The sequence below is a fragment of the Paenibacillus sp. LjRoot56 genome, from assembly GCF_964253335.1.
GTDB classification, from domain to species: domain Bacteria; phylum Bacillota; class Bacilli; order Paenibacillales; family NBRC-103111; genus Paenibacillus_E; species Paenibacillus_E allorhizoplanae.
This window is the reverse complement of record NZ_CAXURV020000004.1, coordinates 971,260-991,178: the sequence shown is the minus strand read 5'-3', so window position 1 is coordinate 991,178 and position 19,919 is coordinate 971,260. Positions and strand designations below refer to the sequence as shown.

Below are 19,919 nucleotides of genomic sequence, written 5' to 3'. Positions count from 1 at the left end.
CCATCATGGCAACCCAATTCGATATCACCTATGTATTTGATTTTCTGCCCAAATTACTGAACTACATTCATATCAGCTTATTCATAGTTGTTTGTTCAATGGTGCTCGGGATCGTCTTTGGATTTCTCATTGCATTACCCCGGCTTTATCAAATACCGGTTGTGCAAAGGTTATCACAGATCTATGTTTCCTTTTTTCGCGGAACACCAATTCTGATTCAGTTATTTCTGATCTATTATGGTTTACCTGAACTGCTGAAGGCCATCCATGTGGATGTCTCCAAAGCCCCTGTCTTATCATTTGTTATTCTCACATTTGCTTTACACTCTGGCGCTTATATTTCTGAGGTCATCCGTGCAGCGGTAAAAGCTGTAGACAAAGGGCAAGTAGAAGCCGCCTACTCTGTAGGCATGACGGGCTATCAAGCTTTTACCCGCATTATTATGCCGCAAGCACTTGCGATTTCGCTGCCCAACTTTACGAACCTGCTTATTGCCAACTTGAAGGATACCTCATTGGCCTTCTCACTAGGTGCCATGGAATTGATGGGGAAAGCACAAACGCTCGGAGCGGCCACACAGCATTTTATGGAAACGTACATTTCCTTATCCATCATCTATTTCGTCATCTGCTTTGGACTGGAAAAGCTGTTTATGTACATCGAGAAGCGCTTGCTCCAACACGAGCAACCGCTTGTGACAGAAGAACGTCAACCATTATCACGCCGATGGTTCAGAGGTGTATGGTCCTCACAGCCGGATAAAGGGGGCTTCCAAGCATGAGTATCGACCCTGGATTCATATGGACGGCTTTTGTTCAATTGCTTTCTGCACTGCCTACTACACTGATTATTACTGTAGTTTCTGTCTTTTTTGGATTTTTAATAGGTGCTTCAGTAGCTTTAATCCGACTATACCGCGTGCCTTTTATTTATTATCTCGCAACAGCTTACGTGACGTTTGTTCGCGGTACACCGATGCTTATGCATTTGCTCCTTATCTATTTCGGATTGCCAATGATCATTGATTCGATTGCGGTTGCTTTTGGTTGGAGCTTCCGCTCTGTGTCTATACCCATGATCGGCTTTGCCTTTCTATCCTTTTCCATCACCGCTGGCGCTTACCTTTCGGAGGTCGTCAGATCGGGCATCGTGGCGATTAATCGGGGGCAAATGGAAGCTGCTTATTCGATCGGGATGACGACGACACAGGCATTACGTCGTATTATTTTGCCACAAGCATTAGCCGTAAGTTTACCGAACTTATCCAATACGTTGATTGGCATGCTGCACGGTTCTACACTGGCCTTTACCGTATCTGTTGTGGAAATCAACGCTAAAGCACAAATTGTCGCAACGACGAATTGGAAATTTTTCGAAGCTTATATTGCAGCAGCCTTGCTGTTCTGGGGTATCACCTTCTTGATTGAACGAGCCACAGGCTTACTAGAGAAACGAATCAATTTGTATAACCGAGGTGGCGTGTCATGATTCAACTGACGAATATCACCAAATCGTTTGGTAAAAACGACGTGCTGAAAGGAATCAACCTTACCGTGCAAAAAGGAGAAGTCGTCTGTATTCTTGGCCCCAGCGGTTCAGGTAAAACAACGTTGCTCCGTTGCTTGAACTATTTGGAAAAGCCGAGTCTCGGTGAAGTGACGATCGGGGATTTCACTGTGAATTGCAAGCGCCCCAGCAAAGGTGAGATTCATGCACTCAGGCAAAAAACAGCGATGGTGTTCCAGCATTACAATTTGTTCAAGCATAAAACAGTCCTCGAAAACGTTATGGAAGGCCTTGTGATTGTTCAAAAGCAATCGAAAGTCACGGCAAGAGAGACTAGCGTAAAAGTGCTGGAGAAAGTGGGGTTGGGAAGCAAGTTAGACGCCTATCCAAGCCAGCTATCCGGTGGACAGCAGCAACGTGTTGGAATTGCCCGCGCGCTGGCTCTGAATCCTGAAGTCATTTTATTCGATGAACCGACATCCGCACTCGATCCTGAACTTGTTGGTGAAGTGCTGGACGTGATCCAGAAGATTGCGAAGGAAGGTATCACGATGATTATCGTCACCCATGAAATGGGCTTTGCCCGAGAAGTGGCTAATCATGTGGTCTTTATGGATGAAGGTGTCATTGTGGAGGAAGGCAAACCGAGGGATATTTTCAGCAATGCCAAAGAAGAGCGGACGAAACAATTCCTGAAGCGTATTACGCCTGAATGGAGCTACAACATCTAGCATCAACTCAGTTATGGAAACGGAGTGTATGAACATGGGGATTAAATTGAGCATTTTAGATCAAAGTGTCGTATTTCCAGGCGAAACGGCCTATGACGCTTTTCAGCATACGATTGAGCTCGTACAGAAGGCGGAATCGCTCTCTTATAACCGATTCTGGGTATCCGAGCATCACGATTCCGAACAAGTAGCGGGTTCTTCACCCGAGGTTTTAATTTCACATTTATTAGCCAAAACAGAGCGCATTCGCATTGGCTCCGGCGGCATCATGCTGCAGCACTACAGCCCTTATAAGGTGGCTGAGAACTTCAATGTACTAGCTTCTTTAGCACCAGGCAGGGTAGATCTCGGCATTGGTCGCGCACCTGGGGGCTTACCTCGTTCAACGAAAGCGTTGCAGCAAGGAATTACTGAAGCAGCTACTTTGACGGAGAAGTTAGAGGATTTACAACAATTTGTGAAAAATCAACTGCATGATGAGCATCCCTTGAAGGGCTTGAAAGTTTCGCCAATTCCAAGTGTGCCTGTGGAGATTTATATCCTCGGAGCAAGTGCAGCGAGCGCGCAATCGGCTGCTGAGGCTGGTTTACCATATGTTTTTGCCCAATTCATTAATGGCGATCAAGCGATTGCAGAAGCGGCATTTGATGCTTATCATCAACATTTTAATACGGATAAAGGCACACAACCTAAGCTTCTTTTGGCACTCTCACTAATCGTAGCAGATACGGAAGAAGAAGCTATTGAGCTTGCAGGCGAATACAAGAATGTCAAAATTCATTTGGAAAACGGCAAGACGTTAACTGTCGGAACGCTTGAGCAAGCGGAAGAATATGGCCGCCAAACACAGGCCAAATTTACGGTTGAAGAGAAGCAAGCGGAAATTACGAAGGGTACGAAAGAGACTGTTCGCCAAAAGCTGATCGAGATTCAGCAGAAATATAATATCGATGAATTTATCGTAACGACATCTGTGAAAGATTTTAGCAAACGCCTGCGTTCCTTTGAACTGCTGAGTGAAGCATTCGCGGAATTGTTAGTGTAGGCATGAAGGAGGCATGTGAAATGAGTGCAACAACTTTCCAGCAGACGTCATCGGATTTGGCACAGAAGTTGGTGAATATTCGACGTCATTTACATCAGCATCCTGAATTGTCACATGAGGAAATTCAAACAACTGCTGCGATTCATGGTTGGCTCACGGAAGCGGGGATTCGTATTGCCGATTTCCAGCTAAAAACGGGTCTTATTGCAGAGGTCGGCGGCTTGCAGAAAGGGCCAATTATTGCCATACGGGCTGATATTGATGCCCTTCCGATTCAAGAAGCTACAGGGCTTCCTTATGCGTCGCAGGTTGCAGGGAAGATGCATGCTTGCGGTCATGATTTTCATACAGCTGCTGTGCTTGGCGCAGCGATCTTGCTCAAACAACGGGAAAATGAACTAAAGGGAACAGTTCGATTCATTTTTCAACCAGCTGAGGAGAAGGCGCAGGGCGCGGAGCAGGTTATAAGCAGCGGCGCACTTGAAGGGGTTCGCGCGATTTATGGCATGCATAACAAACCTGATCTTCCTGTCGGGACGATAGGGGTCAAAGATGGGCCACTAATGGCGGCGGCGGACGGATTCGTAATCGAAGTCGAAGGACTTGGCACACATGCGGCTGTTCCTGAAGCGGGTATCGATCCCATTGTAACTGGAGCACATATCATTACCGCGCTTCAATCTATCGTTAGCCGCAATATTAGTTCATTGCATAGTGCAGTTATTAGTGTGACACGCATCCATAGCGGAACTGCTTGGAATGTGATTCCTGATAAAGCCATTCTAGATGGCACACTGCGCACATTTGATGAGAATGTCCGAACACTTGTTATCGAGCGATTGGAGCAGGTTGTGCATGGGGTTGCCGCTGCTTATGGGACGAAGGCTGCTGTTCGGTGGATCAAAGGACCACCATCTGTGTTCAATGATAAGCAATTAGCGCTGTTGGCGAAAGAAGCTGCAGAACAAGCTGGTTTGAATGTCATTACACCTGTGCCGACACCAGCAGGCGAGGATTTTGCTTTCTACCAGAAGAAAATTCCCGGAGTTTTCGTATTCATGGGTACATCAGGCCCGCAAGAGTGGCATCATCCTGCTTTTGATATTGACGAACAAGCTTTGCCGATTAGTGCGCGATATTTTGCTATTTTAGCTCAGAAAGCCTTAGAAGACCTATCATCTGACGAACCTTTGGAGGTATCCATATGAGCACAACGATTCCCGATTTATCAGCCTATTTGCATACGCATCAACAACTTCAGGAAGCGATCCAGGGACTGAGCGAAGGGCAATTGGTTTGGAAGCCAGCGCTGGATAAATGGAGTGTAACAGAGGTTCTGTCCCATTTGGCCGACCATAACATTGTTGTTTCCTTCCGAATCCGTGCTATTATATCTGGCTCATCGGCCATATTGCCAGCCTTTGATCAAGATCCATGGGTTAGCAGCGCCAAAGCCAATGAAGGCTTAGCGTCCGATATTTTAGTTTTATTTCAGTCATTACTCGTGTATAATCACGAGCTTTTTGGACGATTATCTCCCGATGATTGGGAGAAAACAGGCGTAAATTTCAAAGGACAAACACTTACACTTAAAGATGTTGTTAACTCCTTTATCGCACATGTGCAGGTTCATTTAGCACAAATTGCACGAATCAAGAATGCGTTGGAAGCGCACGTATAGGAGGGATTCGGTATGGCGGATGCAAAAGAGATTCACATTCGGGAAGCCAATGAGGGTGACCGCGAAGCGATTCGAAGAGTTCTAGAAGATGCCTATGGTCAATATCGGGAAGTACTGCCTCCAGAAGGCTGGGATCAATATAAAGAAAATATTATCGCATCTGTGGATAGTAGTAAGCCCATCGCGCGGATTATTGCACTAATTGACGATGAAGTTGTGGGTAGCTCTCAGTTGTTTCAATCTTCCGAAGCCGCTTACGGCGCGCCAGAGCTTGAGATTGAGTCACCTATCCTTCGTTTACTAGCGGTTTCGCCAAGTGCCAGAGGCAAGGGAATCGCAACCGCATTGATTAAAGAAAATGTAAGACGCGCTGCCGAGTTAGGCGCAGCTACACTTCATTTGCATACCTCGGATATGATGGAGTCCGCTGTGAAGCTCTATGAACGTTTGGGCTTCGAACGCGCTTATGACAAGGATATTCAAAAAGGTGAAATACTCGTGAAAAGCTATCGGTTACACATACAGACTGCAGCGATATTGTGAAAGGACGGAGAGAACGATGACGAAACAAAAGCAAATCAAATTAGGTGCCATCATTCACGGTGTAGGTGGTCATGTGTCAGGCTGGAGACATCCTGAGGCGATTACAGATGCCAGTGTGAATTTTGGCTTTTATAAACAACAAGCACAGAAAGCTGAATCCGGTAAATTTGATCTTGTATTTATCGCGGATGGCTTATACATTACGGAAAAATCAATCCCACATTTCCTGAATCGGTTCGAGCCGATTACCATTCTGTCTGCATTAGCATCGGTTACCTCGCACATTGGACTGGTGGGAACATTGTCGACGTCATACAGTGAACCATTCACGGTGGCCCGTCAATTTGCTTCCATTGATTTGATTAGTGACGGACGTTCCGGTTGGAACGTAGTTACCTCTCCACTAGAAGGTTCAGCGAAAAACTATAGCAAAACAGAGCACCCATCTCATCCCGAGCGCTATCGGATCGCTAATGAATATTTGGAAGTGACACGCGGACTATGGGATTCATGGGAAGATGATGCTTTTGTTCGTGATAAGGAAAGCGGTGTGTTTTTTGACCCAAGCAAGCTCCATACATTGAACCACAAAGGTGAATATTTCTCCGTCCAGGGGCCGTTGAATATCGCTCGTTCAAGACAAGGACAGCCGGTCATATTCCAAGCAGGCGCTTCCGAGGATGGCCGAGCGTTTGCTGCGAAAGTCGCGGATGCGATTTTTGCAGGACATGAGTCGATTGACGAAGCGAAAGCTTACTATGCTGATATCAAAAAGAGAGCTGCCTCCGAAGGCCGTAATCCGGATGAAGTAGTTATTCTACCGGGCATAGCCCCGATAATCGGACTCACAGAAGAAGAAGCTGAGCGCAAGTATCAAGAAGTTGCGAACCTCGTGACAATTGACAAAGCGCTGGATTATCTAGGCCGATTCTTTGAACATCATGATTTCTCTCAATATCCGTTGGATGAACCATTTCCAGAGCTGGGGGATTTCGGGAGCAATAGCTTCCGGAGCGGAACTGACAAAATTAAGCAAACTGCCAAAGAGAAAAACCTAACGCTGCGCCAAGTGGCTTTGAATGTGGCTACGCCTCGTAACGAATTCACTGGCACACCTGAATACGTTGCAGATCGCGTGCAAGCGTGGTTCGAAGAAAATGCAGCAGATGGTTTTATCATCGCCGCTGCATTGCCAAAAGGCTTGGATGACTTCGTTGATCACGTAGTGCCAATTCTACAGGAGCGCGGATTGTATAGAACCGAGTATGAAGCAGATACGCTTCGTGGAAACCTCGGCATACCAGTTCCAGCGAATCGATATACGAAGGTGAATGTGTAATTAAAATTTGACCACTAGGTATCTATAAGACTGTCCACATGGCTGAAAAGCCAGTGGGCAGTTTTTTCTCTGCATCAAAAAATATCTCAAACATAGCAGCTAACTTAATTACTCACCCGATTTACCCACTCCACGGACCCCACGAAGGACACGGACCCTACGGGCCCAACACACTCCACGCACCCCGCGCACCCCGCGCACCCCGCGCACCCCGCGCACCCCGCGCACCCCGCGCACCCCGCGCACCCCGCGCACCCCATATAATCCACTCAACCTAGCACATCTCACGCAACCTATAGACGCACCCCACGGTGCTCCCCCCACTCTATCGAGAGAAACCATTTTCTGTGGTATCTACAATAAATAATTGGAGCTAGAAGCCTCCTTTGGAAAGAACGATTTATGTCTTTTCGAGCAAGAGGGGAGCTAGATTTTTCGAAAATAGAATAATTATTAAGTGTACTTTAGCGAGCTATTGAATTACCTTCATGCCACTTGTAGATACCACAGAAAATGTCTTTCAGTGAAATAGTCTGTCGAACATGAGCATGTATCTCAATTTTTTCAAGACTTTAGTCAAGTTCCGTACCTTCGCGCATATACTGTGTTAGATTCTTATCTTTATGTTTGTTCGAAAGGCAATAAATTGCTCTGAAAGCGATTACGCATCGACATTTACGTGACAAAATTCACAATGATGACAGGCCCTCCGAGGCCTGTGGTAAACATGCAAGCCACTTCCCCGCAGAAATAGGAGGGTGCAGAGATGCTGCATATTGTCGTCTGTATTAAACAAGTACCGGATTCTAGAGAAATTCGCATTGATCCCAAAAATAATACGCTCATTCGTCAAGGTGTTCCCAGTATTGTGAATTTCTATGATATGCATGGTTTGGAAGAAGCATTGCGTATTAAAGATGAGCAAGGTGCACGTATTACAGTTGTCACAATGGGACCGCCACCCGCTGAAAAAGGACTTAAAGAATGTATTTCTTTAGGCGCTGATGATGCCGTGTTGGTAACGGATCGCGGGTTTGCAGGAGCGGATACGCTAGCGACCTCGTACGTTGTTGCTCGAACAATTCGCAAAATTGCGGAAACGTGGGGGCCGGTGGATATCGTATTTTGTGGAAAACAAACATTAGATGGTGATACCGGACAAGTTGGCCCAGGCGTAGCCTGCCGATTGGATTTGGAACAACTTACCTATGTCAATAAAGTGGTTAAGGTCGATGAAGAAAAACGCAAAGTACGCGTTCATCGTTTACTGGAGGATGGCATTGAAGTGGTTGAGACAAGCATGCCAGTACTGATCACCGCATTGAAAGAGCTGAATAAAGTGCGACGAGCATCATTGCCGGGCATGATTCGAGCGGCTAGATATAAGCCTACCGTATGGACTACGGCAGATTTTCCAGATTTGGAGCGGGCAAAGATTGGACTCAAAGGCTCGCCAACGATTGTTGCCAAAACGTGGGTACCCGAGATCAAAGCGGTGAAAACGCAAATGATCACTTTCGATAGTCCAGAAACTGGCGCAGCTCAGCTGGCTGACAAGATATTGACGAAGGACATGCAGACCGTATTAGATTGGGCTTAATAGTTAGGAACGGAGGATGACACGATGGCAAGAGAAACGGAACAGATTGATCCATCGATGCCGGACTGGTCGGCATATCGTGGGGTTTTGATCGTCGTTGAGCAGCGCGAGGGCATCGCGAAAAAGGTGTCCTGGCAGCTGCTAGGCGAAGGCAAAAAGCTAGCAGCAAAGCTGGAAGCGCCGCTTATGGCGCTCGTCATCGGCGAGAATGTCGCACATCTCGCTGATGAAGCCGTTGCGTACGGCGCGGATCGGGTTTACCTTTGCGAAGCCGCGGAGCTTCGCAACTATAGGACCCGGCCATACAGCCGGGTCTGCCTGAAGCTGATCGAGGAAGCGAAGCCTGAGATCGTGCTGTTCGGCGCGACAGCGACAGGTCGCGACTTAGCAGGTGCGATTGCAACGCACCTGCCGACGGGGTTGACGGCCGACACGACTCAGCTCGACGTGGAGCCACCGCCGTCGCGTCTATTGCTGGCCAGCCGGCCGGCTTTCTCCGAGAAGATGATGGCCACCATCCTCTGCAAGCAGTACCGGCCGCAGATGGCGACAGCGCGCGCTGGCGTGTTCCAAGCGCTGCCGAAAGATGCGGAGCGCCATGGCGAGATCATCCGTATCGAAGCTACGATGCGGGAGGAAGAGATTGACGCGCAGGTGCTAGATTTCCTGCGCGAAACAGGGAAGCTCAATCTCGAGGACTGCGAGATTATTGTTGCTGGGGGCCGCGGACTTGGCGGGCCCGATGCTTTCAAGCTGCTCGCCGAGCTAGCGGACGCGCTCGGCGGTGTCGTTGGCGCGTCACGCGCTGCTGTTGATGCGGGCTGGATCAGCCATGAGCATCAGGTGGGGCAGACGGGCGCGACGGTACGGCCGAAGCTCTATTTCGCCATCGGCATCTCCGGTGCTGTGCAGCACACGGTCGGGATGAGTCATGCCGATGTCGTCGTTGCGATCAATAAAGACGAGAAAGCACCTATTTTCCAATTCGCCCATTACGGTCTTGTTGGGGATTTATTCAAAATTGTTCCTGCGATTACAGAGGAATTCAGGAAACGTCGCACGCTTTTCGGCATTCATCCTCAGGTGGTTGATGCCTCAATATCCACTACGCAGACGCAGTCAGAGGCGACCTTCGCCCGAGAAAGGAGTGAAGCGAAATGAATGAAAAATTCGACGCCATCGTCGTTGGCGGTGGTCCCGCTGGAGCGGCTGCAGCGTTAACGATGGCCCGAGCTGGGTTATCGGTTGTACTGCTCGAAAGAGGCGAGTTTCCAGGCGCTAAGAATATTTTTGGCGGTGTCCTTTATCGGAAGCAAATCGAGGAACTTGTTCCTGAGTTTTGGACAGAGAAGAACTTTCCGATGGAGCGCTATATTGTTGAACAACGGATCTGGATGATGGGTAAAGAGTCCATGGTCACGTTCGGCCATCGTAATGAAGCCTACAAAGAGCCTTACAATTGCTTCACGGGTCTGCGGGTCAAATTCGATCAGTGGTTCGCTGAAAAAGCTGTAGCAGCAGGCGCCATTCCCATTTATGAAACTGTGGCATTAGACGTTATTCGGGAAGGTAACAAGGTTGTTGGCGTACGAACTGATCGAGATGATGGCGATTTATATGCGGACGTTGTCGTCATTGCTGATGGCGTTAACTCCTTGCTTGGTAAAGCCATGGGGATTCATAAGGAATGGATGCCGGATGAGGTATCATTAGCGGTCAAAGAGGTTATTGCACTGCCACGAGAGAAGATTGAGGACCGCTTCGGACTTGAGGGAGACGAAGGTGTCACCATCGAATTTATGGGCGAAACCTCGCTCGGTATGGCGGGTATGGGCTTTCTATACACGAATAAAGAAACGATCTCGTTAGGGGTCGGTGTGATGGTAAACCATTTGCGGGATAAAAAGGTGAAGCCATACGCTGTACTTGACGCGGTTAAACAGCATCCGATGATTCGGAAGTTGATTCAAGGTGGGGAGACCAAGGAATATTCTGGTCATCTTATTCCAGAAGGGGGCTTCCATTCAATACCAACCCTTTCTGGTGATGGCTGGTGTGTCTGTGGGGATGCCGCGCAGTTGATAAACTTTGTCCACCGGGAGGGGACGAATCTTGCTATGACCTCAGGCCGTTTGGCAGGGGAGGCTATTATCGAAGCGAAAGCACGCGGGGATTTTACAGCCCCAACGATGCATCTCTACGATAATAAAATCAAAGAATCTTTTGTACACAAGGATCTACAGAAGTACAAGGGAATGCATCAATTTTTGAAAGAGCAGGATCCTGGGTTATTGTTCGATCGACTGCCACGTGCTGTAAACGAAGCCGCTTACAATATGTTCCTCGTGGATGGGATTACGAAAGCTGAAAAACAAAAAATGGCCATGAAGCTCATCAAAAATGCCGCTGGCGGCACGGTAAACTTGATGAAGCTGGGCTACAAGGGATGGAGGGCGATGAACGGATGAGCCAAAGTGATATTTCAGATAAACTGTTCACCATTCGTTACAAATGCGATGATAAATCCCATCTTGTTATTAAAGATAAACAAACCTGCTTGAATTGTGTGACGAAGGATTGTAATTATTTCTGTCCTTCCGATGTGTATGAGTGGGAAAAAAAGCTTAAGATCACGACTGTTGCATTTGAAAATTGTATTGAATGTGGAACATGTCGCATAGCGTGTCCTTCTTATAACATCGATTGGGTGTATCCGAAGGGCGGCCATGGGATGACGTATAAATACGGCTAATTGAGATATGTTGATGAAAATAGAGCCAAGACCGATTAGAGGTCTTGGTTCTATTTTTGCTAATAAAACGACATTCCTCCATATGTAGGTGTAGTTTCTCCATAGTTTTGTTTCCTTCTGGACACGATAATAGAGGATAGGAGGGATTTATAATGACGATTTCATTTGAACCTGTACAAGGTATATTCCATTTGCAAAATAAACATATGAGCTATGTGATTCAGCTTATTAATGGTTCCTATCCAGCCCACGTGTACTGGGGCCGCTCTATACGATCTGGTCAACTCGGCACGGTGATTCAATATAAGGAACGAGCTTCTTTTAGCCCGAATCCGGTTAAGGAAAATAGAAAGATCTCCTTCGATACGCTTCCACAGGAGTATCCTGCTTATGGGACAAGCGATTTCCGCGAGCCTGCGTATCAAGTTGCGCAACCCAATGGTTCGACGATTACTGAGCTTGTCTATGACAAGCATCGTATCGTGCAAGGAAAGCCAGTACTAGATGGCTTACCATCTACGTATGTAGAAGCAGATCATGAAGCTGAAACGCTAGAAATTGAGCTTGTTGATAAAGTAGCCGGCTTGCGAGCCATTCTTTCGTACACGATTTTCGCCGATCATGCGGCTATCACGCGTTCTGTTCGTTTCATTAATGAAGGAACGGCTGAACTTAAGCTTTTGCGAGCATTAAGCTTGAATGTAGACTTTCCGCATGCCGACTGGGATCTGTTGCAGCTCTCAGGTAGTTGGGCGCGTGAGCGTCATATTGAAAGAAGAGCCTTGGCTCCTGGTAAATTAACCGTTGAAAGCCGACGTGGATCAAGCAGTCACTCCCATAACCCGTTTATCGCTTTACTTGCCAAAGATGCGAATGAAGACTACGGAGATGTGTATGGTTTTAACCTCGTATACAGCGGGAATTTCGCAGCGCATGCCGAAGTCGATCCTTTTGCTACAGCACGAGTCTCTATCGGAATCAATCCTTTTGATTTCAGTTGGCTGCTAGAGCCAGGACAACAGTTCCAAACGCCTGAGGCTGTTATGGTGTACTCTGGTCAGGGGATTGGTGAGATGTCCAGAGCCTATCACCGCTTATACCGTACGCGACTGTGCCGCGGTGAATTCCGTGATCGTGTACGACCTGTCCTCGTCAACAACTGGGAAGCGACGTATTTCGATTTTAATGCAGATAAAATTGAAAGTATTGCTCGTGCCGGAAAAGAGCTTGGTATTGAGCTTTTCGTATTGGATGATGGTTGGTTCGGCAAAAGAAATGATGATACGACCTCACTTGGGGACTGGGTTGTCGATAAGGCGAAGCTCCCTGGTGGACTTGAAGATTTAGTAGAGCGAGTTAATAAGCTAGGCTTGGAATTCGGTTTATGGTTTGAACCAGAGATGGTATCACCAGAAAGTGAATTGTACCGAAAGCATCCTGATTGGTGTCTCCATGTACCGGATCGTCGACGTACAGAAGGTCGTGGGCAGTTGATTCTTGATTTTTCACGTCAAGAGGTTTGTGAAGGCGTGATGGCCATGCTGCGTAATATATTGAGTAGTGCGCCAATTACTTACGTCAAATGGGATATGAATCGGAATATGACGGAAATTGGCTCCGCGGCCTTGCCACCTGAACGTCAAAGAGAGACAGCACATCGCTATATGCTTGGCTTGTATCGCGTAATGGAAGCCATTACTACCGAATACCCGCATATCTTGTTTGAAAGCTGCTCCGGCGGCGGTGGGCGTTTCGATCCAGGCATTCTGTATTACATGCCGCAAACGTGGACAAGCGATAATACGGATGCCGTGTGCCGTTTGAAAATCCAATATGGTACGAGTATCGTGTACCCTGTTAGTTCCATGGGGTCGCATGTATCTGCTGTACCTAATCATCAAGTTCATCGCATGACGTCCTTGGAAACCCGCGGTCATGTAGCTATGTCCGGTAACTTCGGCTATGAGCTTGATCTGACGAAGTTCACAGAAGAAGAGAAAGAGCTCGTCAAACGTCAGGTTGCCGACTACAAACAACTTCGACCGCTTGTTCAATTTGGCGATATGTATCGCCTGTTGAGCCCGTTCGAGGGGAACGACACCGCGTGGATGATTGTCTCCGAGGACAAGACACAAGCCATGGTTGTGTTCATCCGAGTGCTTGCAGAACCGTATGCGCCGTTGAAGACGTTACGTTTAAAAGGACTCAACCCTGACTTCGATTATGAAATCGAAGGTTCGGAAGGTCTCTTCCCAGGCGATCATTTGTTATACGCCGGTATTCCTGTCGTCGGATTGCATAACGACTTCCAGAGCAAAATTTGGCTGCTGAATGCTAAACAGCAGTAGAGATATCTACCCCATTCCTGAATTAGGGAATGGGTTTTTTATGTGGAAGATGATTCATTTTTCGGGAATTTTGAGATATGATAGATAGATTCAAACCATCATATAAGTGAAGGGAGACAATTCTAACATGCTGCAACGACCAAGTCATGACGAATATTCATCCTACTATACGGGTTATATCGGGCTGGTGCCCGAAGGGGATTATGTATCCATTTTGAATAGTCAAGAAAAGGCACTCGTATCCCTATTTTCACAATTAACAGAGGAGCAGGCTTTATCTCGCTATGCACCAGGGAAGTGGAGTTTGAAGGAAGTACTGGCTCATATTACGGATACAGAGCGAATTATGAGCTATCGATTACTCCGCATTGCTCGTGGGGACACGACGGATTTACCTGGCTTTGATCAAGACATTTTCATTGCCAATACATCTTTCGACGATGTGGCTTTAACGGATTTGGTGAAGGATTTCCAAGCCGTGCGACAAGCTACGTTGGCGTTGTTGCCTACCATTACCGAAACAGCTTGGACACGTTTTGGGACAGCGAATACATTCGCAATTTCTGCCCGAGCAATTGCTTACGTGATCGCAGGGCATGCCCAGCATCATCTTAATATCGTAGAACAGAAGTACTTATGAGAAAACCCCTATCGAGGCCATTCAATGATGAGCGACCGCGTTTATTAGTTGAGAGACTTTGATCTCCGACCAAAGATCCCTATATATAGTAGGTTTTATCGCCAATAGGAAAGCTGTTTTCGGGTCTGAAAACTTATACTTTCTTATGTGGTAGCAAAAAAGCCTGAAATCCATCAGTGGATTTCAGGCTTTTTTTTAGTAAAGTGATAAGGCCAACGAATCTCGTTCATTCAATGAATGAAGAATCGCTTCGCACCCGACAATCTCGATGCTAATGATGGAATCCAGACATTTCTTGAGTGTTGCTCTACCTTTGGTAACCTTGGCCTCAAGTGCTGACTTCAGTAAATTGAACTTCTTTTTATTTTTCTCATCGGAGTATACGGGTACAGGTTTGTTATGAATCGTAATAAACATTTTCATGAGTTCCACCATCCTAAGAATTGGATATAGTACTAGCATATCGGATTATTATTAATAGAACCTTAAAATAGTTTTACAATTTTAAGACAAATAAGAGATTGCTATGTATTTTCGTATATAGATAATACGATTTAGCGGCTGAAAATGTTTCATACAATAGCTAGAAAAATTGAATATTGTGTGAATTTAATCAATTAAGTGTGCTGCATGTTCTGTCGATAGGCTTTGGGTGACGTGCCGAAACGTTGTTTAAATGCACGATGAAAGTAAGGGTAAGAACCAAATCCACAGCTAAGAGCAATTTGTTCTAAGGACATGGAGCTATCATGCATACGCTCAACTGCACTGGATAGGCGTACTTCTGTGGCATATTGGATCATTGTTTTACCAAAATATTCTTTGAACAAATGGACAGCACGCGAGATACTAAGTCCTACATGATCTGCGACATCTTCAATTTTGAACGCTGCAGTAGCATGTGCCTCAATAAATCGTTTCATGCGAGTGCCAGTGAAAGGGCGACCTTGCACCGTTTCTGTTGCTGCTCGTTCAAGATAAAGGCAGAGCGCTTGGAGCAAATAACTGCTTAGCTCGGGATTCTCTTCTTCCATTCTGCGTTTCTCGAGGCTTAATTGCCGCCATAGTGAGATTAATCTGGGGTCGAGGTCTATGCGCATGCAAGTAGGTTTGTTGTTGCGTTTCCACCATGCATCAATCCAATCACCTTTGCAAAATAAGTAGTAATCGCCGCTGGCGATTTTCTGATCAGGTTGCGTCTTCGCCTGTTCGATTCGCAGCTCGTAAGGATCACCAGGTTTAAACAAAAGCAGATGACCTGCTTCTATCGGGACCATACGGCCATCAACAAGGGCTTCACAACTGCCTTCTGTCTGTAGTCGAAAAAGATAATAAAGTAGTCCTGATTTGTTACTGTTATAAAACGGGTCCATATGAAAAGAATACCCACAAGTTAATAGTTCAGCTTTCATGTGATTTCGCCTTTCGTAGCCAAATAAGAGATGTTTTAATTATATCGTGAATGGTCATAATAGGCTAATCTCGATTATACTTATGCCAAGATTACTATTCATGATTTCACTATGAGAAAAGAGGAGAACAAATGGGACGTTTAGGAATTGGACTTCAATTGTACACATTGAGAGATGATATGGCACGTGATATGGAAGGTACACTTCGCCATGTTGCGAAGTTAGGATATGAGGGTGTTGAATTTGCTGGCTATTATGACATGCCTGCAGATAAACTTAAAGGTTTGCTAGATGAGCTTGGATTGAAATGTTTCGGAAGCCATATCAGCTTGCAAAGATTCCGAGATAATTTCCAAGGCGAGATCGATTATTTGAAAACAATCGGTGCTACATATGCCATTTGCCCTTATGTTGGTGCAGAAGAGCGCGAATCCGTTGACCAATGGAAAGCCCTAATCGCGGAGTGCCAAGCACTAGCGGTTGAGACGCAAAAACAAGGTTTACAATTCCTTTATCATAACCATGACTTCGAATTCCATTACAAAGTGGAAGATGAGTTCGTTTTCGATGCGATGTATGCGAATAACAATGCTATTAAAGTCGAAATGGATGTATGTTGGGTACAATTTGCAGGACAAGACCCTCTAGCATACATTGCTAAATACGCTGGACGTCTTCCTTTGGTTCATTTTAAAGATTTCACAAAGGATGCTGATGGTAAACTAGTTACTTTGGAGCTAGGCTTAGGCGATGTTCCGCTAGATAAAGTTATCGTTGCTGCCGAGCAAGCTGGCGTAGAGTGGCTTGTCGTGGAACAAGATAACTGTCAGAAGGCACCTTTAACGAGTATCGAAAACAGCTTTAACTGGGTTAAAGAGCATTATTTAAACGTTCATAACTAATTTATTCTTATAATTGAAGGAGCATTTATCACATGAGTAAAATTAAAGTAGCCGTCATTGGCTGTGGTTCCATTTCCAAACATAGACATATCCCAGAATACGCATCCAATTCAAATGTTGAGCTAGTTGCATTCGTTGATCCGATCATTGAAAGAGCACAGCACTACGCTGAATTGCATGGCGGTAAAGCTTATAGTAACTATGTTGACATGTTGAAAGCTGAGAAAGTTGATGCGGTTAGCGTTTGTACACCAAACTACCTTCACGCTGAAATCTCCATCGCCGCGGCTAATGCTGGCGCGCATGTGCTAGTTGAAAAACCAATGGCAACTACAGCTGCTGAATCCGAAGCGATGATTGAAGCAGCGAAGAAAAATGGCGTATTTTTGATGGTTGGTCACAACCAACGTCTAATGCCTCCACATGTGAAAGCGAAAGAAATCTTGGAGTCAGGTAAGCTTGGGAAAGTTCTTACATTCCGTACGTCGTTCGGTCACCCAGGTCCTGAGGGTTGGAGCATTGACGGTCGTGAGAGCTGGTTCTTCCGTAAGGAAGAAGCCATCATGGGCGCTATGGGCGATCTAGGCGTACACAAGTCCGATCTTATCCGTTGGTTGCTTGATGATGAAGTTGCTCAGGTAGCTGCATTCGTTGGTACGCTTCACAAAGAGGGTACAGACGTCGATGATAATGCTACTTGCTTGCTTCGTATGAAAAGCGGAGCTACAGGTTCCTTAGTAGCAAGCTGGACTTACTACAAAGGCCAAGACAATTCCACGGTTCTATGGTGTGAGAATGGTGTTATCAAAATTGATACAGACCCTAACGATCAAGTGATCGTTGAGCTACGTAATGGTACAGTTGAGCGTTACAAAGTAGGTCAAGTAGCAACGAATGAGAAACAAACATCTAGCGGAGTTATCAGCGAGTTCGTTACTAGCATTCTAGATAACAAACCTCCTCGTATTTCTGGAGAAGAAGGCTACCAAGCATTGAAAGTAATTCTTGCAGCGTTCGAATCCGAAGCGACTGGCAAAATTATTAATCTTTAATATATAAAGTTAGTAACGAGAGCTCATCCCATCACGGGATGGGCTCTTACTTATTTTCAGCGGCAGGTTAATAGTAAAAGCCCCTGATCCTCAAAGTGAGAATCAGGGACTGGCAACAAGCGTTATTAACGTCCGCCGATATCGATAGAAACCGAATTTGATTTGCCTACAATCGTTTCTTTGGAGTCTTTGACTTGTACTTGGATATCCCAAAGCCCTGTTTTAAGTAGAGCCCCTTCAACTAACCCGGTACAAGTATGTTCGTCTTTCCAAGTTGTAGGAATTGCTTTGCCGTTCAAAGTTACGTAACCCAGAGGTGGAAGATTGTTACCGGTAACAGTAAGTGTCAAATTTGTACGACCTGAAATATCTTGAGAATCAGCTTCTACCTTATCTAAGCTAATTGGGCCGAAACCAAGCATATATTTAGGATCAATAATTGGTGTTAGATAGTTTTTGTATGCGTGTCGATCTCCGAAAAGAATATCATACTGCAAGGTTTCGTAATTCTTCAAATCATCTTCTTTGATATTCATTTCAGCAAAATGATCTTTAGGTGGGATGACTGGATACTTTTTAGCCAATTCCGTTAAGAAATTTGTATAATAATTGCCTTGTTGCTTCGATAATTCGATTAAATATGGACCTAAGAAGGAAGGGCTAATATTCAAATTGTCTTTACGTTCGGTATCGAAGTTATTCCATACGACAAGCGGGACACTGTACATTTTTTTCAAGAAATCAGGATCATCTTTACCACTAATATATTTCGTGTCAATATACGTTGCGTAATCATCACCAAGGGCTGGCAGATGGTCGCCCCAGAATGCAATAATCGTAGGCTCGCCTTTTTTCTCGTAGTATTCCACTAATTGCTTCAACATATTGTCAGACCCGTTAATACCTTGAGCAAGCGTTTCAAGCATCCCAACGGAAGAGGCGGAGAAGTTGCCTGTTACGTTAAACGTGTTTTTCGGGAACTTGCCAGGGAAGTAATGAAAGTGATTCTCCATCGTGTTCGCAAACACGAAATCCGAGCCTGCACTTTGCTCAGTTGCATGAATAATGTTAGCAGCAACTTCGCTATCTGCGATATAAGGACCAGAATACGTCGGTTTAAAATATTCAATCGGAATATATTTGGAAAATCCGAAGTCTTGATAAATTTTATTACTGTTGAAATACCAGTTATAAAAAGGACTAATAGCAGTTGATGTATAACCCTGACGTGCATAAATACTCGCTAATGAATCGACTTCATTTGAAATATATTGATTATAGGCAATAGAGCCTTGTGGTAAGAAACGCATTGAGTTCCCCGTAAGAACCTCGAATTCCACATTCGCTGTTCCACCGCCATACTGAGGTGAAAGCATCGTTCCACTTGTTCCCGACTTCTGTAGCTTATGGAAGAAAGGAATCGGATCTTTGTCGAACTTAGCGCCTGAGATAAGGGTGGGATCCCAGAATGATTCGCTTAAAATGACAATAACGTTCGGTTTAATTGGTGTTGTTGAATCCCCAACTTTAATAGGTGGCTTGGGTGATGCATTCACGATAGCTTCAATGGCTTTATCATCATAACCTTCTTGGCTATTAGAGAACATTTCTTTGGTATTCAGTACTGTAGCAAGCGCATATCCGTTTGTTTGGGTGTTCTGCACTTGATTCCAGACAGCTGCTTCGATACCAAACCACTTCTGAACAGGCAGTGGCAGATCCGTATAGACAGCTATAAACATAACTAAACCAATTCCAGCAAGAATTGCTCGTTCTTTTAAGGCTACCTTTTTAATAAACATGGTTGTACGGTAGAGGATGAAGTAACTGCCAACAAGGAACAGGAGAATGACAGATAAGACGTTAAATGTCAAAATGTTGGATAAATACTTCACCATATCAGAGGCTTCGCCTGCTACAACTAAATCCCATGGCGTCAAAGGTACGCCTAGTATTTTGAGCTTTACGCCGCTAATAAGGGCCAAGATAACGAGGAAACCGGCAATGACCCAATATGCGATCCGAGTTCGCCCAATGATGGCAACGAATAACAACAGAAGGCTTACTACGATCCATTCGTTGAAAAGTAGCTCTAGAAAATGCTTGAAGCTCCATGACAACATTTCAGTGTAGTTCCCGCGGCTCAAGATTTCCATGATCAGAACTGGGATTAGTGCAAGAAGTAAAAGTGGCAGTCTTGGCCGAATTACAAATAACAATCGTTCAATGTGTTGTTTCATAGATTCTCCTGTACAAATATAAGTTAAAAGTCCTTTGAACACCTGATATTATACCATGCCTTTCGACATTATTCGATGGTATCTCTATGAAAAATAGATAGAATGCAGGAAAATCGTGGCTATATCA

General features: G+C 45.5%; 19 protein-coding genes. 16 read left to right on the top strand and 3 right to left on the bottom strand.

Annotated features, from left to right (window positions below):
* The first annotated feature begins 5 nt into the window (after positions 1-5).
* From ACSQ8O_RS30485 to ACSQ8O_RS30420, 14 genes are all read left to right on the top strand, one after another.
* A complete protein-coding gene (locus tag ACSQ8O_RS30485; protein WP_436244684.1) occupies positions 6-782 on the top strand; it encodes an amino acid ABC transporter permease in 777 nt (258 codons plus the stop codon).
* Complete coding sequence (locus tag ACSQ8O_RS30480; protein ID WP_436244683.1) at positions 779-1,489, top strand: amino acid ABC transporter permease; 711 nt, start codon at positions 779-781, stop codon at positions 1,487-1,489. Before ACSQ8O_RS30485 ends, ACSQ8O_RS30480 begins: the two co-directional genes overlap by 4 nt.
* On the top strand, positions 1,486-2,238 hold the full coding sequence (locus tag ACSQ8O_RS30475; protein WP_056614840.1) for an amino acid ABC transporter ATP-binding protein: 753 nt from the start codon (positions 1,486-1,488) through the stop codon (positions 2,236-2,238). Before ACSQ8O_RS30480 ends, ACSQ8O_RS30475 begins: the two co-directional genes overlap by 4 nt.
* A gap of 34 nt (positions 2,239-2,272) precedes the next feature.
* Complete coding sequence (locus ACSQ8O_RS30470; protein WP_436244682.1) at positions 2,273-3,283, top strand: LLM class flavin-dependent oxidoreductase; 1,011 nt, start codon at positions 2,273-2,275, stop codon at positions 3,281-3,283.
* 20 nt (positions 3,284-3,303) lie between these two features.
* A complete protein-coding gene (locus tag ACSQ8O_RS30465) occupies positions 3,304-4,491 on the top strand; it encodes a M20 peptidase aminoacylase family protein (RefSeq protein WP_436244681.1) in 1,188 nt (395 codons plus the stop codon).
* Positions 4,488-4,964, top strand: a complete 477-nt coding sequence (locus tag ACSQ8O_RS30460) for a DinB family protein (RefSeq protein ID WP_436244680.1) — start codon at positions 4,488-4,490, stop codon at positions 4,962-4,964. The genes ACSQ8O_RS30465 and ACSQ8O_RS30460 overlap by 4 nt, the downstream gene beginning before the upstream one ends.
* A 12-nt stretch (positions 4,965-4,976) precedes the next feature.
* A complete protein-coding gene (locus ACSQ8O_RS30455) occupies positions 4,977-5,507 on the top strand; it encodes a GNAT family N-acetyltransferase (protein WP_436244679.1) in 531 nt (176 codons plus the stop codon).
* A 16-nt stretch (positions 5,508-5,523) separates the two neighbouring features.
* Positions 5,524-6,846 (top strand): LLM class flavin-dependent oxidoreductase, encoded by a 1,323-nt coding sequence (locus ACSQ8O_RS30450; protein ID WP_056614824.1) that lies wholly within the window; start codon positions 5,524-5,526, stop codon positions 6,844-6,846.
* A gap of 766 nt (positions 6,847-7,612) precedes the next feature.
* A complete protein-coding gene (locus ACSQ8O_RS30445) occupies positions 7,613-8,446 on the top strand; it encodes an electron transfer flavoprotein subunit beta/FixA family protein (RefSeq protein ID WP_436244678.1) in 834 nt (277 codons plus the stop codon).
* A 24-nt stretch (positions 8,447-8,470) separates the two neighbouring features.
* Complete coding sequence (locus ACSQ8O_RS30440) at positions 8,471-9,607, top strand: electron transfer flavoprotein subunit alpha/FixB family protein (protein WP_436244677.1); 1,137 nt, start codon at positions 8,471-8,473, stop codon at positions 9,605-9,607.
* On the top strand, positions 9,604-10,914 hold the full coding sequence (locus ACSQ8O_RS30435) for an FAD-dependent oxidoreductase (RefSeq protein WP_436244676.1): 1,311 nt from the start codon (positions 9,604-9,606) through the stop codon (positions 10,912-10,914). Before ACSQ8O_RS30440 ends, ACSQ8O_RS30435 begins: the two co-directional genes overlap by 4 nt.
* The gene (locus ACSQ8O_RS30430) at positions 10,911-11,198 is read left to right on the top strand and encodes a ferredoxin family protein (protein ID WP_028554142.1); all 288 of its coding nucleotides are present in this window, start codon (positions 10,911-10,913) and stop codon (positions 11,196-11,198) included. The genes ACSQ8O_RS30435 and ACSQ8O_RS30430 overlap by 4 nt, the downstream gene beginning before the upstream one ends.
* Positions 11,199-11,350: 152 nt before the next feature.
* Positions 11,351-13,546, top strand: coding sequence for an alpha-galactosidase (locus tag ACSQ8O_RS30425; protein WP_436244675.1), 2,196 nt, complete (start codon positions 11,351-11,353; stop codon positions 13,544-13,546).
* 127 nt (positions 13,547-13,673) lie between these two features.
* Positions 13,674-14,186, top strand: a complete 513-nt coding sequence (locus tag ACSQ8O_RS30420; RefSeq protein WP_436244674.1) for a DinB family protein — start codon at positions 13,674-13,676, stop codon at positions 14,184-14,186.
* A gap of 195 nt (positions 14,187-14,381) precedes the next feature.
* Here the strand turns inward: ACSQ8O_RS30420 and ACSQ8O_RS30415 are convergent, their stop codons facing one another.
* Positions 14,382-14,609, bottom strand: coding sequence for a hypothetical protein (locus tag ACSQ8O_RS30415; RefSeq protein ID WP_028554145.1), 228 nt, complete (start codon positions 14,607-14,609; stop codon positions 14,382-14,384).
* 194 nt (positions 14,610-14,803) lie between these two features.
* Positions 14,804-15,598, bottom strand: a complete 795-nt coding sequence (locus ACSQ8O_RS30410; RefSeq protein WP_236286396.1) for an AraC family transcriptional regulator — start codon at positions 15,596-15,598, stop codon at positions 14,804-14,806.
* A 131-nt stretch (positions 15,599-15,729) separates the two neighbouring features.
* On the opposite strand from ACSQ8O_RS30410, the gene ACSQ8O_RS30405 reads away from it, so the two are divergent.
* Together ACSQ8O_RS30405 and ACSQ8O_RS30400 are read left to right on the top strand one after the other, a co-directional pair.
* Positions 15,730-16,500, top strand: a complete 771-nt coding sequence (locus tag ACSQ8O_RS30405) for a sugar phosphate isomerase/epimerase family protein (protein WP_436244673.1) — start codon at positions 15,730-15,732, stop codon at positions 16,498-16,500.
* 32 nt (positions 16,501-16,532) lie between these two features.
* Positions 16,533-17,552 (top strand): Gfo/Idh/MocA family protein, encoded by a 1,020-nt coding sequence (locus ACSQ8O_RS30400; protein WP_436244672.1) that lies wholly within the window; start codon positions 16,533-16,535, stop codon positions 17,550-17,552.
* Positions 17,553-17,677: 125 nt separating this feature from the next.
* Here ACSQ8O_RS30400 and ACSQ8O_RS30395 read toward each other — a convergent pair whose 3' ends face one another.
* A complete protein-coding gene (locus ACSQ8O_RS30395; protein WP_436244671.1) occupies positions 17,678-19,792 on the bottom strand; it encodes a sulfatase-like hydrolase/transferase in 2,115 nt (704 codons plus the stop codon).
* Positions 19,793-19,919 lie beyond the last annotated feature (127 nt).

Bases quoted from the DNA above. Each gene is read 5' to 3' on its own strand.
- ACSQ8O_RS30400 (WP_436244672.1), top strand. From the start codon at position 16,533: ATGAGTAAAATTAAAGTAGCCGTCATTGGCTGTGGTTCCATTTCCAAA.
- ACSQ8O_RS30485 (WP_436244684.1), top strand. From the start codon at position 6: ATGGCAACCCAATTCGATATCACCTATGTATTTGATTTTCTGCCCAAA.
- ACSQ8O_RS30430 (WP_028554142.1), top strand. From the start codon at position 10,911: ATGAGCCAAAGTGATATTTCAGATAAACTGTTCACCATTCGTTACAAA.
- ACSQ8O_RS30455 (WP_436244679.1), top strand. From the start codon at position 4,977: ATGGCGGATGCAAAAGAGATTCACATTCGGGAAGCCAATGAGGGTGAC.
- ACSQ8O_RS30420 (WP_436244674.1), top strand. From the start codon at position 13,674: ATGCTGCAACGACCAAGTCATGACGAATATTCATCCTACTATACGGGT.
- ACSQ8O_RS30395 (WP_436244671.1), bottom strand. From the start codon at position 19,792: ATGAAACAACACATTGAACGATTGTTATTTGTAATTCGGCCAAGACTG.
- ACSQ8O_RS30435 (WP_436244676.1), top strand. From the start codon at position 9,604: ATGAATGAAAAATTCGACGCCATCGTCGTTGGCGGTGGTCCCGCTGGA.
- ACSQ8O_RS30475 (WP_056614840.1), top strand. From the start codon at position 1,486: ATGATTCAACTGACGAATATCACCAAATCGTTTGGTAAAAACGACGTG.
- ACSQ8O_RS30470 (WP_436244682.1), top strand. From the start codon at position 2,273: ATGGGGATTAAATTGAGCATTTTAGATCAAAGTGTCGTATTTCCAGGC.
- ACSQ8O_RS30440 (WP_436244677.1), top strand. From the start codon at position 8,471: ATGGCAAGAGAAACGGAACAGATTGATCCATCGATGCCGGACTGGTCG.
- ACSQ8O_RS30405 (WP_436244673.1), top strand. From the start codon at position 15,730: ATGGGACGTTTAGGAATTGGACTTCAATTGTACACATTGAGAGATGAT.
- ACSQ8O_RS30445 (WP_436244678.1), top strand. From the start codon at position 7,613: ATGCTGCATATTGTCGTCTGTATTAAACAAGTACCGGATTCTAGAGAA.
- ACSQ8O_RS30450 (WP_056614824.1), top strand. From the start codon at position 5,524: ATGACGAAACAAAAGCAAATCAAATTAGGTGCCATCATTCACGGTGTA.
- ACSQ8O_RS30410 (WP_236286396.1), bottom strand. From the start codon at position 15,598: ATGAAAGCTGAACTATTAACTTGTGGGTATTCTTTTCATATGGACCCG.
- ACSQ8O_RS30460 (WP_436244680.1), top strand. From the start codon at position 4,488: ATGAGCACAACGATTCCCGATTTATCAGCCTATTTGCATACGCATCAA.
- ACSQ8O_RS30465 (WP_436244681.1), top strand. From the start codon at position 3,304: ATGAGTGCAACAACTTTCCAGCAGACGTCATCGGATTTGGCACAGAAG.
- ACSQ8O_RS30415 (WP_028554145.1), bottom strand. From the start codon at position 14,609: ATGAAAATGTTTATTACGATTCATAACAAACCTGTACCCGTATACTCC.
- ACSQ8O_RS30425 (WP_436244675.1), top strand. From the start codon at position 11,351: ATGACGATTTCATTTGAACCTGTACAAGGTATATTCCATTTGCAAAAT.
- ACSQ8O_RS30480 (WP_436244683.1), top strand. From the start codon at position 779: ATGAGTATCGACCCTGGATTCATATGGACGGCTTTTGTTCAATTGCTT.